Consider the following 14,250-nt stretch of genomic DNA (forward strand, 5'->3'; position numbering starts at 1 on the left):
CGCGCGGTGTCACGGCGCGGCCGTCCGCCCCTTCCGGCACTGTTCACCTCGCGTTCACCGCCGGATGGGGATCGGGCCACCTTGCCTCCCTAGCGTCAACGTCGACGCCGGCACGAGCCGGTGCAACTGACGTGTGAACAGGATGGATCGCCACGTGAAGCTCAGCCGCATCTCCCGCGCTGGTTCCGCCGTGCTGGTCGGCGCGCTCGCGTTGACCCTCGCCGCCTGCGGCTCCGACGACCCCACCGGCTCCGGCTCGGCCGCTCCCGAGGAGAGCGCCTCGGGAGACCTCTCCGGCACCCTCGCCGGCGCCGGCGCCAGCTCGCAGGAGTCCGCCATGGAGGCCTGGCGTGCCGGCTTCCAGAGCCAGAACCCGGACGTCACCGTCAACTACGACCCCGCCGGCTCCGGCGCGGGCCGCGAGCAGTTCCTCGCCGGCGGCGTCGCCTTCGCCGGCTCGGACGCCGCGCTGGACGACGAGGAGCTGACCACCTCGCAGGAGGTCTGCGGCCCCGACGGCGCCATCGACATCCCGGTCTACGTCAGCCCGATCGCCGTGGCCTTCAACCTGCCGGGCGTCGACTCGCTCAACCTGGCCCCCGCGACGATCGCCGGCATCTTCTCCGGCAAGATCACCACGTGGAACGACGAGGCCATCGCGGCTGACAACCCCGGCGTCGAGCTGCCCGACACAGCGGTCACGCCGGTGCACCGCTCCGACGACTCGGGCACCACCGAGAACTTCACCGAGTACCTCGCCGCCACGGCGCCCGACGCCTGGACGTGGGAGGCGGACGGCGTCTTCCCCGAGGACATCTCCGGCGGCGAGTCCGCGCAGGGCACCTCCGGCGTGGTCCAGGCCGTGCAGAGCGCCGAGGGCGCCGTGACCTACGCCGACGCCTCGAAGGTCGGCGAGCTCGCGACCGCCTCGATCAAGGTCGGCGAGGAGTGGGTGCCGTTCTCGCCGGAGGCCGCCGCCGCGACGGTCGACGCCTCGCCGCGCGTCGAGGGCCGCCACGAGCACGACATCGCCGTGGAGATCGACCGCACGACGACCGAGGCCGGCGTCTACCCGCTGGTCCTCGTCTCCTACGGCATCGCCTGCCTGAGCTACTCGGACGCCGAGCAGGGCGAGCTCGTCAAGGGCTTCCTCTCCTACATCGTCTCCGAGGAGGGCCAGCAGGCCGCCGCCGACGCCGCGGGCTCCGCGCCGCTGTCGGAGGGCATCGCGACGGACGCCCAGGCCGCGATCGAGGCGATCACGGTCGGCTGACACGTCCGCCAGGCGACGGTGCCGGCGGTCGGTCCGCCCCAGCAGGGGACGGACCGGCCGCCGGCACAGCCGTGAGCACACCAGCAAGCCCTCCTGAGGAGCAGCCCGCGTGACCTCCACCGTCACCCCGCCGGACATCGAGCCGGCCGCCCCCCGGCCGCCACGGCGCCGTCGCCCCCGCACGACGGACCGGGGCTTCAACCGCGTCTTCCGCTGGGTGGCCACCGGCGCCGGCGTCGTCATCCTGGCCGTGCTCGCGGCCGTCGCGATCTTCCTCGTGGGCCAGGCGCTGCCGGCGATCACGGCGAGCAGCGACGAGCTCAGCGGGGCGGTCAACCGCTTCGGCGAGGGCCAGTCGCTGCTGAGCTTCACCGGGCCCCTCGTCTTCGGCACGCTGCTCGCCGCGGCGCTCGCGCTGCTCATCGCGACGCCGGTCGCCGTGGGCATCGCGCTGTTCATCTCGCACTACGCGCCGCGGCGGCTCGCCTCGGCGCTGGGCTACGTCGTCGACCTGCTCGCCGCCGTGCCCTCGGTCGTCTTCGGCCTGTGGGGCTTCCTGGTGCTGGGGCAGAACGTGCTCAAGCCCGTGTGGGCGTGGCTCGGCGACGTCGCCGGCTGGTTCCCGCTGTTCTCGGGCCAGGTCTCGGCCACCGGCAGGAACCTCGCCACGGTCGCCGTGGTGCTGGCCGTGATGATCCTGCCGATCATCACCGCCGTGTGCCGCGAGGTGTTCCTGCAGACGCCGCGCCTGCACGAGGAGGCCGCGCTCGCCCTCGGCGCCACGCGCTGGGAGGTCATCCGCACGGCGGTCCTGCCCTTCGGCCGCTCGGGCATCGTCTCGGCCGCCATGCTGGGCCTGGGCCGCGCCCTCGGCGAGACCATGGCCGTGCTGATGATCCTGTCGCCCGGGTTCCTCTACTCGTTCAAGATCCTCGCCGCCGGCCAGCAGCAGACCATCGCGGCGTTCATCGCGGCCGACTTCCCCGAGGCCTCCGGCCTGGGGGTCAACACGCTGATCGCCACCGGCCTGGCGCTCTTCGTGATCACGCTGGCCGTCAACATGTTCGCGCGCTGGATCGTGGCGCGCCGCAAGGACTTCTCGGGAGCCAACTGATGAGCGCCACCACCGCCGCCGCCACCGGCGCCCCGGAGGCCGTCGAGCGCACCCGCGCCCTGCTCAAGGGCGCCGACCCGGCGCGCCGGCGCAAGGACCGCCTCATGACGGTCCTCGTCTACGGCGCCTTCCTGCTGGCCATCGCCCCGCTGGTGTCGCTCGTGTGGACTGTCGTCGTCCGCGGCGCCGAGCGGTTCGACGGCTACTTCCTGCTCAACTCCATGCGCGGCGTCTTCGGCGGCATGGACGCGGGCGGCGCGTACCACGCGATCCTCGGCACCGTGCTCATCACCCTGGGCGCCGCCGTGATCTCGGTGCCGATCGGCATCCTGGTGGCGATCTACCTCGTCGAGTACGGCCGCGGGGTCCTGGCCCGGTCGGTGACCTTCTTCGTCGACGTCATGACCGGCATCCCGTCGATCGTCGCCGGCCTGTTCGCCTACGCGCTGTTCTCCCTCTTCCTCGGCCCGGGCGTCCGCGCCGGCATCATCGGGTCCATCGCCCTGTCGGTGCTGATGATCCCCGTGGTGGTGCGCTCGAGCGAGGAGATGCTCAAGCTCGTGCCGAACGAGCTGCGCGAGGCGTCCTACGCCCTCGGCGTGCCCAAGTGGCTGACCGTCGTGCGGGTGGTGCTGCGCACCTCGGTGGCCGGCCTGGCCACCGCCGTGATGCTCTCGATCGCCCGCGTCATCGGCGAGACCGCGCCGCTGCTGATCGTGGCCGGCGTGTCCGACTCGATCAACTCCAACCTCTTCGACGGCCGCATGATGACGCTGCCGGTGTACGTCTTCCGGCAGTTCAGCCAGGGCCTGGTGCCCTGCCGCCCCGACCAGGCGGGCTGCATCGTCGACATCAACTACCAGCGGGCCTGGGCGGCCGCGCTCACACTGATCCTCATCGTGATGCTGCTCAACCTGATCGGCCGCCTGGTCACCCGTCTGTTCGCGCCGAAGCTGCGCTGAGACCCGAGAACGAGAAAGCGAGACCCCGATGGCCCAGCGCATCGACGTCAAGGACCTCAACATCTACTACGGCGACTTCCTCGCCGTGCAGGACGTCTCGATGACCATCGAGCCGAAGTCCGTCACCGCCTTCATCGGCCCCTCCGGCTGCGGCAAGTCGACGTTCCTGCGCACGCTCAACCGCATGCACGAGGTGATCCCCGGCGCCCGCGTCGAGGGCACCGTCGAGATGGAGGGCGTGGACCTCTACGGCGCGGACGTGGACCCCGTGGCGGTGCGCCGCAACGTGGGCATGGTGTTCCAGCGGCCCAACCCGTTCCCCACGATGTCGATCCGCGACAACGTGCTGGCGGGCGTGAAGCTGAACAACAAGCGCATCAGCAAGTCGGACGCCGACGACCTGGTCGAGTCGTCCCTGCAGGGCGCGAACCTCTGGAACGAGGTCAAGGACCGCCTGGACCGGCCCGGCTCGGGCCTCTCGGGCGGCCAGCAGCAGCGTCTGTGCATCGCCCGCGCCATCGCGGTGAAGCCGCAGGTGCTGCTCATGGACGAGCCGTGCTCGGCCCTGGACCCGATCTCCACGCTGGCGATCGAGGACCTCATCCACGAGCTGAAGAACGACTACACGATCGTCATCGTCACGCACAACATGCAGCAGGCCGCGCGCGTGAGCGACCGCACCGCGTTCTTCAACATCGCGGGCACCGGCAAGCCGGGCCGTCTCATCGAGATGAGCGACACGGCGACGATCTTCTCCTCGCCACGCGAGCAGGCGACCGAGGACTACGTCTCCGGCCGCTTCGGGTGACCGCCGGCGGCGCCACAGGCGCCGCCGCAGCGCACCCTGCAGCACCCGGCGGCACCCGGCGGCACCCGGCAGCACGAGGTGCCGGGCGACGACGAAGGGGCCGGCCTCCCGCGGGAGCCCGGCCCCTTCGTCGTACGTCCTGACGCCCGCGCCTCGGCGGCTGCGGTGGAGCGGCCGAGGCGGGCGTCAGGCCGCCGTCACTCGTTCGTGTCGCTCGGCGGCACGCTCTCGCCGTCGGACGCCGTCTCGTCCTGGTCCGTGCTCTCGGACTCGGCCGTGCCGACGGGGTCGGACGCGGTCGGCGACGGCGCGGCGCCGGTCGGCAGGCCGGAGGCGGCCGGCGACGGCGTCGGCAGCACGGCGGCGTACTCCGGCAGCGTGCCGTCGAAGACGTGCAGGGCGAACTCCTGCGTCACGCCCGCGACCTCGAGGGAGGCCGGGATCGTGGTGCCGGGCTCCCCGGCGACGGTGTCGAGCTCGGCCGGGACGCCGCCCTGGGTGCCGAGGTAGACGGTGCTGTGCGCGGGCACGGGCACGGTGACCGGCGAGGCGCCCTCGGCGGTGAGCGTGTAGGTGACGTCCTCGGCCGTCTTGTTCACGAGGCCGCCCTGCAGCGCGCCGACGGCGTCCTCCTCGGGCGTGACGACCATGAGGTTCACGGCGCGCAGGCTCGGGTTGATGTCGACGCGGCTGCCGTCGGACGGGGCGTACGGCTCGATCGTCTCGGTCGGGGAGCACGCCGCGAGCGTCAGGGCCCCGGCCGCCACGGCGGCGGCGACGGCGGCGGTGCGGGCGGGACGGGCGGTGCGGGACACGTGCTCACTCCTGGGGCTCGACGGTCGTGGGCCGGCGGGCGGCTGCCCGGGGGCCCGGCCCGGCACCGTGGCGACGCGGCGTGCACGGGCCGTGCGGGGGTTGCGGGAGGGGCGGCTGCCCCGGCTCATCCTAGTGCCGGATCGGGGCGCTCGGGACGTGGGGCGCGGGGTGCCCCGTCGGCGGCCGTCGACGGGGTCCGGACCTGCGAAAACGCCGGTATCTCAAGGGTGCCCGGGGGTGGCCGTCCGGAGGGTCGGGAAGCGGCTCATGGTAGACTCGGTCACTGGGAAAGGGGACATCTGCAGATGACTTTCGAAGTAGGCGAGACGGTTGTCTACCCGCACCATGGTGCCGCGCTGATCGAGGAGATCAAGACGCGCAAGATCCGTGGCGAAGAGAAGATGTACCTCAAGCTGAAGGTCGCCCAGGGCGACCTCACCATCGAGGTCCCGGCCGAGAACGTGGACCTGGTGGGCGTGCGCGACGTCGTCGACCAGCAGGGCCTGGACAAGGTGTTCGAGGTGCTGCGCGCTCCGTACACCGAGGAGCCGACGAACTGGTCGCGCCGGTACAAGGCGAACCTCGAGAAGCTCGCGTCGGGCGACGTCATCAAGGTCGCCGAGGTCGTGCGCGACCTGTCGCGCCGCGACGCCGACCGCGGCCTGTCCGCGGGCGAGAAGCGCATGCTGGCCAAGGCCCGGCAGATCCTCGTCTCCGAGCTCGCGCTGGCCGAGCACACGGAGGAGGAGAAGGCGGAGGCCATCCTCGACGAGGTGCTCGCCTCCTGACCGTCCCCGCCCCGGTCGCACGTCGCGACCGGGGCGGAGCCCTGTGATGAGCACCCTCGCGATCCTGACCGCCGCAGGCTCGGGCACGCGCCTCGGTCGAGACCTCCCGAAGGCGCTGGTCGAGCTCGACGGCGTGCCCCTGGTCCTGCACGCCGCCCGCCGCCTCGCCGCCGCCGGCGTCGTCGACCGCCTGGTCGTCACCGCGCCCGCCGGCGCCGCGGCCGCCGTCCGCGACCTGCTGACCGCGGACCCGCTCGTCGGGCTGCCGCTCGAGGTGGTCGACGGCGGCGCCACCCGCCAGGCGTCCGTCGCCGCGGGCCTCGCCCGCGCCGGCGACGACGTCGACGTGGTGCTGGTGCACGACGCCGCCCGCCCCTTCGCCCCCGCCGCGCTCGTGCGGCGCGTGGTGGCCGCCGTCCGGGCGGGCCACGGGGCCGTCGTGCCTGGTCTGCCGGTCGTCGATACGATCAAGACCGTGTCCGGGGGCGAGCAGGACGCGGCGAGCGCGCACGGGAGCGAGAGGGCGGCGGGCACGGTCGAGGCCGTGACCGGGACGCCCGAGCGCGCCCTGCTCCGGGCCGTCCAGACGCCGCAGGGCTTCGACCGCGCCCTGCTGGTGCGCGCGCACGCCGCCGGCGCCGCCCGCGCCGCGGCGGACCACCTCGCCGCCACCGACGACGCCGGGCTCGTGGAGGCGCTCGGGGAGCGGGTCGTCGTCGTGCCGGGCGACGAGGCGGCCATGAAGATCACCACCGAGCGGGACATGCACCTGGCCGCGCTCTACGCGGGACTGGTGGCATGACCGCGGACCGGACGGGCGGCCAGGCGCGGACCCTGCCCCGCACGGGCGTGGGCGTCGACGTGCACGCGTTCGCGCCCGAGGGCTCGGACCGCGAGCTGTGGGTGGCCGGGCTGCGCTGGCCGGGCGAGCGCGGCCTCGACGGCCACTCCGACGCCGACGTGGCGGCCCACGCGGCCGCCGACGCCCTGTTCTCCGCCGCCGGCATCGGCGACCTCGGCTCGCACTTCGGTACGAGCGAGCCGCGGTGGGCGGGCGCGGCCGGGACGGTGCTGCTCGCCGAGGCCGCGCGCCGCGTGCGCGCCGCCGGCTTCGAGATCGGCAACGTCGCGGTGCAGGTGGTCGGCAACCGGCCCAAGATCGGCCCGCGCCGGGACGAGGCGCAGGCCGCGCTGAGCGACGCCGTCGGCGCCCCCGTCTCGGTGACGGCGACGACGACGGACGGGCTCGGCCTGACCGGCCGCGGCGAGGGCGTCGCGGCGGTGGCGACGGCGCTGGTCGTCGCCGTGGCCTCGTGAGCCGCAAGCCGCTCGCGGAGCGGCGCGCCCAGCTCGTCGACGCGGCGCTGCGCGTCGCCGCGCACGCGGGCGTCGAGGCGGTGACGGTCCGGGCGGTGGCCCAGGAGGCCGGCGTGTCGCTGGGCACCGTGCACTACTGCTTCCAGGACAAGGACGAGCTGCTCGACGCCATGGGGCACTCGATCGCCGTCAAGGCGTCCGAGCAGATCAACGGCGCGCTCCAGCAGGGCGCCGAGGCCGGGCTCGACTTCCGCACGCTCGTGCACCGGTGCGCCGAGGCGCTGCTCGCAGGGCTCAAGCGCTGGCGCTCCACGCGGCTGCTGCTGCTGGAGATCGCCACCACGGGCGCGCGCAACCCCGCGCTGCACCCCACCGCCCTCGCGCACCTCGACGCCTCGGTGATCCTGGTGCGCCGGATCGTCGAGGGCGCGGCGCGCGCGACCGGCGTCGTCTACCGCATCGACGTCGACGTGCTCTCCCGCGTGGTGTCGGCGATGAACGACGGCATCGAGCTGAGCTGGCTCGTGGACGGCGACGACGAGGCCGCGCTGCAGGCGTTCCACGCCATGGCCGAGATGGTGGTCTCCTACGCCGTGAACCCGGACGGCCCGCCGCGGCCGTGGGACCAGGGCGACGTGGAGGAGCTCCTGGCCGGCGCGGGTCACGCCGCCGAGGACGACACGGATGACGACACGGAGGACGACACGGAGGACGACACGGCGGACGACACGGCGGACGACACGGAGGACGACACGGAGGACGACGGCGAGCAGGCCGGCGCGGCCGAGGGCTACGGCGACCCGGCCGGCAGGCCCAGCACCGAGTCGGTGTAGCCGTTGCGGAAGACGCCGTCGGGGTCGACGGCGCGCCGCACGCGGGCGACGTCGTCCAGGGGGTAGTGCTCGGCCAGGTGGGCGGCCGTGCGGTGGTGCAGCTTGCCCCAGTGCGGCCGGCCGCCCGCGGCGAGGAAGACCGCCTCCGCGGCGGCGAACCAGCGCCGGTACGGCATCCGCAGGTACTGGTGCACCGCTACGAAGGCGGTGTCGCGGCCGCGGGCGGGCGACAGCCAGACGCCGTCCGACGGCGCGAACCGCACCTCCAGCGGGAAGGGCACGGGCTCCGACGTGCGCCGCAGCCACGCGTCGAGCTCGCGCAGCACGCCGGCCAGCGCCCCGCGCGGCACGGCGTACTCCATCTCCCGGAACCGCACGCGGCGCCGGTGCGTGAAGATCTCGTAGGACGGCCCGACGCGGTCCCGGGCGCCGAGCGCGCGCGAGGAGAGGCGGTTGAGCCCGCGGGTGAGCCCGGGCGCCGCCGTCGCGAGCCGGTTGGCCACCTCGAAGACCCCGTTCGACAGCAGCTCGCCGTCGACCAGGTCGCGGGCCTCCTGCCGCACGCCGCGCAGGCGGCCCTTGAGGCCGGAGCGGCCGGTGGCCCAGTCCGCCGCCGCGTCGGGGTCGAGCCGGTCGTTGCGCAGGGTCAGGGCGCGGCGCGTGCCGGGGAACCAGTACAGCTCGGCGTGGTCCGCGCTGGTGGCGAAACCCTCGACGTCCTCCAGGACGCGGCCCAGCGGCCAGGGCTCCTCGCGCGCCCGCAGCCAGAACGACGGCACCACCTCGAGGTCGACGGCGGTGACGACGCCCGTGGTGCCCAGGCCGAGGCGGGACAGCTCGAAGTCCTCGCGCGCGGGGCTGCCCGGCGGGTCGTCGGCGCTCACCGTGCGCGGCGTCCCGTCGGCGCCGACGAGGCGCAGGCCGGACACCTGGGTGCACAGGCCGCCGTGGCGCGTGCCCGTGCCGTGCGTGCCGGTGCCGATCGCGCCGGCCAGCGTCTGCCGGTCGATGTCGCCGAGGTTGGTCATCGCCAGGCCGTGCGCGGCCAGCAGGTGGTGCAGGTGGTACAGCCGGGTCCCGGCCCGGACGGTCACGCGCGCGGTGCCGTCGTGCCGCCGCTCCACGGCCTCGAGGCCGCGCAGGTGCTGCAGGTCCACGAGCAGGCCGTCGGTCACGGCGGCGGGGGTGAACGAGTGGCCGGCGCCGACGGCGCGCACGCGCAGGCCGTCGCGCGCGGCGGTGGCGACGGCCGCCGCCAGGTCGGCCTCGTCGCGGGGGACCGCCAGCCGCGCGGGAGTGGCGGCGGTCGTCCGGCCCCAGTTCTCCCACAGCCGGGGTTCGCTCACCCGGGTGAGTCTGCCACGTGCGACCTGGGTCACACAGCCCGGGTGTAGCGTGCGGCCATGACGACGCCGGAGCCGCGGGCGCGGCGGCTCGCGGGGCCGGCCGCCGCCGGCGTCGCGGCCCGGCTCACCGCCGCGACGGCGCGGGTCGCCGCCCCGCTCGCCGTCGTCGACCTCGACCGCTTCGACGCCAACGCGGCGGACGTGCTGCGCCGCGCCGGCGGCGCCCCCGTGCGGCTGGCGACCAAGTCCGTGCGGGTGCGCCCGCTCGTCGAGCGCGCCCTCGGCGCCGGGTTCGCCGGCGTCATGACCGGGTCGCTGCCCGAGGCGCTGTGGCTCGTGCGCCACGGCGTGCGCGACGCCCTGGTCGGGTACCCCGCGGTCGGCGCCGCGGCCCTCGCAGACCTCGTCGGCGACCCGGCCGCCCGGGCCGAGGTCACGCTCATGGTCGACGACGCCGCGCAGGTGCGCCGCGCGGCGGGCGCCCTGGCCGCCGCGGCACCGGGGCCCGACGTCGCGGTGTGCCTCGACGTCGACGCCTCGCTGCGCCTCGGCGTCGGGCGGTGGCGCACCCACGTGGGCACGCGCCGCTCGCCGCTGCGCACGCCGGCGCAGGTCGCGGCGCTCGCCCGCACGGTGGAGGCGACCCCGGGCCTGCGGGTGCGCGGCATCATGACGTACGAGGCGCAGGTGGCGGGGCTGCCGGACAGCGGGCCGGTCGTGCGGGCGGTCAAGCGGCTGTCGCTGCCGGAGGTCGCCGCGCGCCGCACCGCCGTGCTCGCCGCCCTGCTCGACGCCGTCGGGCGCGAGGCCGAGCTGGTCAACGCGGGCGGCACCGGGTCGCTCGAGGCGTCGTCGGCCGGTCCCGGCGTCACCGAGGTGACCGCCGGCAGCGGCCTGTTCGTCCCGGCCACCTTCGACCGCTACGACGCGTTCGTGCCGCGCCCGGCCGCGTTCCTCGGGCTCGACGTGGTCCGCGTGCCGGCGCCCGGCTGGGCGACCGCCTCCGGCGGCGGGTACGTGGCCTCGGGCCGGGCGGGGCCGTCCCGGCTGCCGCGGCCGGTGACGCCGGGCTGGCGGCTGACCCGGCGCGAGGGCGCGGGCGAGGTGCAGACGCCGCTGCGCCGCGCCGGCGGACCGGGCGCCGCGCCGCTCGGCGTGGGGGACCGGGTGTGGTTGCGCCACGCCAAGGCCGGGGAGCTCATGGAGCACGTCGCGGTCGCGCACCTGGTGCGCGGCGACGCGGTGGTCGACGTCGTGCCCACCTACCGCGGCGAGGGGCAGGCCTTCTTCTGACCGCGACGCCCCGGGCGCCTCACCCGCACCGGGCCGCTGACAGGGGGCGCTGCGGCGGTGTTCCATGGGCCCATGAGCGACGGACCGGTGCACGGCTCCGCGACGGCGACGACGTCGCGCGGCCACGGTGTGCGCGTGATGGGCGGCCGCGACCCGCAGGAGCCCGGGCGTGCGGCGACGCCGCTGGAGCTGCTCTTCGACCTCGCCTTCGTGGTCGCCTTCGGCACCGCGGGGGAGCAGGCCGCCCACCTGCTGGCCGAGGGCCACGTCGGGTCCGGCGTCCTGGGCTTCGCGTTCTCGATGTTCGCGATCCTGTGGGCCTGGATCAACTTCTCCTGGTTCGCCTCGGCGTTCGACACCGACGACTGGGTCTACCGGGTCACGACGATGGCGCAGATGGTCGGCGTCGTCGTCCTGGCCCTGGGCCTGCCCGAGATGTTCGCCTCCCTGGACGAGGGCGAGCGGGTGCACAACGAGGTCATGGTGGCCGGGTACGTCATCATGCGGCTGGCCATGCTGGTGCAGTGGCTGCGGGCCGCGCGCCAGGCGCCGCGGTACCGGCGCACCTGCCACGCCTACGCCTGGGCGCTCGTCGTGGCGCAGGTCGGGTGGCTGGCGCTCGCGGTCGCGCCGGTGGGCGTCGCCGTCTTCTTCGCCGCGGGGGCGGCGCTCGTCGTCGTGGAGATGATCGGGCCGTGGGTGGCCGAGCGGCGCGTCGCCGCCGACGCCGAGGGGATGACCCCCTGGCACCCGCACCACATCGCCGAGCGGTACGGGCTGCTCGCGATCATCACGCTCGGCGAGGGGGTCATCGGGACCGTCGCGTCGCTGTCGGCCGTCGTCGAGGAGTCCGGGTGGACGATCGACGCCGTGGGAGTCGCCGTCGCCGGGATCGGCCTGACCTTCGGCCTGTGGTGGACGTACTACATCACCCCGTCCGGGGACGTGCTGGACCGCCACCGCGAGCGGGCCTTCCCGTGGGGGTACGGGCACATGGTGGTGCTCGCCGCGCTCGTGGGCGTCGGCGCGGGGCTGCACGTGGTGGCGTACGCCCTCGAGGGGCACTCGGTGATCGGGCCCGTGGGCAGCGTGCTGGCGGTGGCCCTGCCCGTGCTGGCGTTCGTCGTCGCCGACTACCTGCTTTTCTGGGTGCTGCTGCGCTCGTTCGACCTGCTGCACTCCTGGCTGGTGGGCGGGGCGGTGCTGACGCTCGTCGCGGCCGTCGTCGCCGTGGCGCTGGGCGCCCCCATGGCGTGGGCCCTGCTGCTGGTCATGCTCGCCCCGGCGATCACCGTCGTCGGGTTCGAGACCGTGGGCCACCGCCACCTGACGCAGATGCTCGCCCGGTGAGGCCCGGTGAGACCCGGTGAGGCCCGGGGCGGCGCCGTCCGGCCCGCCGCCGGCGCGCCCCGTCCCGGTACCCTGGTCGGGTGACTCTCCGCCTCTACGACACCGCCACGCGCGAGGTGTCCGACTTCGTGCCCCGGACCCCCGGCCAGGTCGGCATCTACGTCTGCGGCGCGACCGTGCAGGCGCCTCCGCACGTGGGCCACCTGCGCCCGTCGGTCGCCTTCGACGTGCTGCGCCGCTGGCTCGAGCGCTCCGGCCACCGCGTCACCCTCGTGCGCAACGTCACCGACATCGACGACAAGATCATCGCCAAGGCCGCCGCGGCCGGCGTGGAGTGGTGGGCGCACGCCGCCCACTACGAGCGGGTGTTCACCGCCGCCTACGACGCCCTCGGCGTGCTGCCCCCGACCTACGAGCCGCGCGCCACGCAGCACGTGCCGCAGATGATCGAGCTGATGCAGCGGCTCGTCGAGCGCGGGCACGCCTACTCCACGGGCGTCGGGAACGTCTGGTTCGACGTGCGCTCCTGGCCCGCCTACGGCGAGCTCACCCGCCAGCGGCTCGAGGACCTCGCCCCGGAGCCGGCCGACGACGCGGACGCCGCGGACCCCGCCGCGGCCAAGCGCGACCCGCACGACTTCGCGCTGTGGAAGGCCGCCAAGCCCGACGAGCCGGCGACCGCCGCGTGGGACACCCCGTGGGGTCGCGGCCGGCCCGGCTGGCACCTGGAGTGCTCCGCCATGGCGCAGCGCTACCTCGGCGACGAGTTCGACATCCACGGCGGCGGCCTGGACCTGCGGTTCCCGCACCACGAGAACGAGCAGGCCCAGTCCCGCGCGGCCGGCTACCCGTTCGCGCGGCGCTGGATGCACAGCGCCTGGATCACCCAGTCCGGCGTGAAGATGAGCAAGTCGCTGGGCAACGGGCTGCTGGTGGCCGACGTGCTCGCCGCCGCGCCCGCCCCCGTGGTGCGCTACGCCGTCGTGTCGGTGCAGTACCGCTCCATGCTCGAGTGGGCGCCCGACACGCTCGACGATGCCCGCACCACGTGGGACCGCCTCACCGGGTTCGTCCAGCGCGCCACCGAGCGCGTGGGCGCCGTGCCGCGCGACGAGGTCGCCAAGGCCGAGCTGCCCGAGGCGTTCGCCGCCGCGATGGACGACGACCTCAACACCCCCGCCGCGCTCGCCGTCGTGCACGAGCACCTCAAGGCCGGCAACACCGCGCTGGCCCAGCCGGCCGGCGCGGAGGCCGACGCCGCGGTGCGCGCCGGGCTCGTCGCCGTGCGGGCGATGCTCGACGTCCTGGGCCTGGACCCGCAGGACCCGCACTGGGCGACCGCGACGAGCGGGGACGACGCCACCCGCGTGGCGCTCGACGCGCTCGTCGCGGCCGAGCTCGAGGCGCGCGCCGCGGCGCGCGCCGCCAAGGACTGGGCCACCTCCGACGCCATCCGCGACCGCCTCGCGGCGGCGGGCGTCGTCGTCCAGGACGGGCCCGACGGCGCCCGCTGGACCCTGGCCGACTGAACCACGAACCGACTTCCCGAGGACCACACATGGCAGGCAACACCCGGCGCCCCGGCGCGACCCGCAAGGCGGGCTCCAAGAAGGGCGCCCAGGTCGGCACCGGTGGGCACGGCCGCAAGGCGCTGGAGGGCAAGGGCCCCACGCCCAAGGCGGAGGAGCGCACCTACCACGTCGCGTACAAGCGCAAGCAGGAGGCCGAGCGGCGCAAGGCGGCCGAGGCGCGCAAGGGCGCTGCCAAGGGCGTCGCCCGCGGCACGCGCCGCGCCACCGACGGCGCCGAGGTGGTGGCCGGCCGCAACGCCGTCCTGGAGGCGCTGCGCACCGAGGTGCCCGTCACCGCGCTGTACGTCGCCAGCCGCATCGACCACGACGACCGCACCCGCGAGATCCTGCAGATCGCCGCGGGCCGCGGGCTCGCGCTGCTGGAGACCACCAAGCCCGAGCTCGACCGGCTCACCGACGGCCAGGTGCACCAGGGCGTGGCCGTGCAGGTGCCGCCCTACGAGTACTCCGACGTCGACGACCTGCTCGACGCCGCCGAGGTGTCCGGCCGCCCGGCGCTGATCGTCGCGCTCGACGGGGTCACCGACCCGCGCAACCTGGGCGCCGTGCTGCGCTCGGCGGGCGCGTTCGGCGCGCACGGCGTGCTGGTGCCCGAGCGGCGCGCGGCCGGCGTCACCGCCTCGGCGTGGAAGGTCTCGGCCGGCGCCGCCGCGCACGTGCCGGTGGCCCGCGCGACCAACCTGACCCGCGCGCTCGGCGACCTGAAGAAGGCCGGCTGCTTCGTCGTCGGGCTCGACGGCGGCGGCGACACCGAGGTG

The 14,250-nt window shown here is 75.1% G+C and carries 14 protein-coding genes; 12 read left to right on the forward strand and 2 right to left on the reverse strand.

Annotation, left to right across the window (positions count from 1 at the left end):
* Nucleotides 1–154 precede the first annotated feature (154 nt).
* From pstS to pstB, 4 genes are all read left to right on the forward strand, one after another.
* Nucleotides 155–1,273: a phosphate ABC transporter substrate-binding protein PstS gene (pstS, locus tag U5M74_RS06490; RefSeq protein ID WP_410907245.1), complete on the forward strand. Its 1,119-nt coding sequence runs from the start codon at nt 155–157 to the stop codon at nt 1,271–1,273.
* Between the two features lie 109 nt (nt 1,274–1,382).
* Nucleotides 1,383–2,387 (forward strand): phosphate ABC transporter permease subunit PstC, encoded by a 1,005-nt coding sequence (gene pstC / locus U5M74_RS06495; protein WP_410907247.1) that lies wholly within the window; start codon nt 1,383–1,385, stop codon nt 2,385–2,387.
* On the forward strand, nt 2,387–3,349 hold the full coding sequence (gene pstA / locus U5M74_RS06500; protein WP_410907249.1) for a phosphate ABC transporter permease PstA: 963 nt from the start codon (nt 2,387–2,389) through the stop codon (nt 3,347–3,349). The genes pstC and pstA overlap by 1 nt, the downstream gene beginning before the upstream one ends.
* 28 nt (nt 3,350–3,377) lie before the next feature.
* The gene (pstB, locus tag U5M74_RS06505) at nt 3,378–4,157 is read left to right on the forward strand and encodes a phosphate ABC transporter ATP-binding protein PstB (RefSeq protein ID WP_410907251.1); all 780 of its coding nucleotides are present in this window, start codon (nt 3,378–3,380) and stop codon (nt 4,155–4,157) included.
* Nucleotides 4,158–4,354: 197 nt separating this feature from the next.
* Here the strand turns inward: pstB and U5M74_RS06510 are convergent, their stop codons facing one another.
* Nucleotides 4,355–4,972, reverse strand: coding sequence for a hypothetical protein (locus U5M74_RS06510; RefSeq protein WP_410907253.1), 618 nt, complete (start codon nt 4,970–4,972; stop codon nt 4,355–4,357).
* A 306-nt stretch (nt 4,973–5,278) separates the two neighbouring features.
* Between U5M74_RS06510 and U5M74_RS06515 the strand changes: the two genes are divergently transcribed.
* The 4 genes from U5M74_RS06515 to U5M74_RS06530 are packed head-to-tail and all read left to right on the forward strand — an operon-like array spanning nt 5,279 to nt 7,911.
* Nucleotides 5,279–5,761, forward strand: coding sequence for a CarD family transcriptional regulator (locus U5M74_RS06515; protein ID WP_069983350.1), 483 nt, complete (start codon nt 5,279–5,281; stop codon nt 5,759–5,761).
* Nucleotides 5,762–5,807: 46 nt separating this feature from the next.
* Nucleotides 5,808–6,563 carry a 2-C-methyl-D-erythritol 4-phosphate cytidylyltransferase gene (ispD, locus tag U5M74_RS06520; RefSeq protein ID WP_410907255.1) on the forward strand — a complete coding sequence of 252 codons (756 nt, stop codon included), beginning with the start codon at nt 5,808–5,810 and terminating at the stop codon, nt 6,561–6,563.
* Nucleotides 6,560–7,078 carry a 2-C-methyl-D-erythritol 2,4-cyclodiphosphate synthase gene (gene ispF / locus U5M74_RS06525; protein ID WP_410907257.1) on the forward strand — a complete coding sequence of 173 codons (519 nt, stop codon included), beginning with the start codon at nt 6,560–6,562 and terminating at the stop codon, nt 7,076–7,078. Before ispD ends, ispF begins: the two co-directional genes overlap by 4 nt.
* Nucleotides 7,075–7,911, forward strand: a complete 837-nt coding sequence (locus U5M74_RS06530) for a TetR/AcrR family transcriptional regulator (protein WP_410907259.1) — start codon at nt 7,075–7,077, stop codon at nt 7,909–7,911. The genes ispF and U5M74_RS06530 overlap by 4 nt, the downstream gene beginning before the upstream one ends.
* On the opposite strand, the gene U5M74_RS06535 is transcribed toward U5M74_RS06530, so the two are convergent.
* Nucleotides 7,869–9,257: a D-arabinono-1,4-lactone oxidase gene (locus tag U5M74_RS06535; RefSeq protein ID WP_410907261.1), complete on the reverse strand. Its 1,389-nt coding sequence runs from the start codon at nt 9,255–9,257 to the stop codon at nt 7,869–7,871. The genes U5M74_RS06530 and U5M74_RS06535 overlap by 43 nt on opposite strands.
* A gap of 57 nt (nt 9,258–9,314) precedes the next feature.
* Between U5M74_RS06535 and U5M74_RS06540 the strand changes: the two genes are divergently transcribed.
* The 4 genes from U5M74_RS06540 to U5M74_RS06555 form a co-directional block, all read left to right on the forward strand.
* A complete protein-coding gene (locus U5M74_RS06540) occupies nt 9,315–10,550 on the forward strand; it encodes an alanine racemase (RefSeq protein WP_410907263.1) in 1,236 nt (411 codons plus the stop codon).
* 72 nt (nt 10,551–10,622) lie between these two features.
* On the forward strand, nt 10,623–11,900 hold the full coding sequence (locus U5M74_RS06545; protein WP_410907265.1) for a low temperature requirement protein A: 1,278 nt from the start codon (nt 10,623–10,625) through the stop codon (nt 11,898–11,900).
* 80 nt (nt 11,901–11,980) lie between these two features.
* A complete protein-coding gene (cysS, locus tag U5M74_RS06550) occupies nt 11,981–13,429 on the forward strand; it encodes a cysteine--tRNA ligase (protein WP_410907267.1) in 1,449 nt (482 codons plus the stop codon).
* A gap of 29 nt (nt 13,430–13,458) precedes the next feature.
* A partial coding sequence (locus U5M74_RS06555; RefSeq protein WP_410907269.1) for a TrmH family RNA methyltransferase occupies nt 13,459–14,250 on the forward strand: 792 nt, incomplete at its 3' end.

Source organism: Puerhibacterium sp. TATVAM-FAB25, from assembly GCF_046535855.1.
GTDB lineage: Bacteria > Actinomycetota > Actinomycetes > Actinomycetales > Cellulomonadaceae > Puerhibacterium > Puerhibacterium variabilis_A.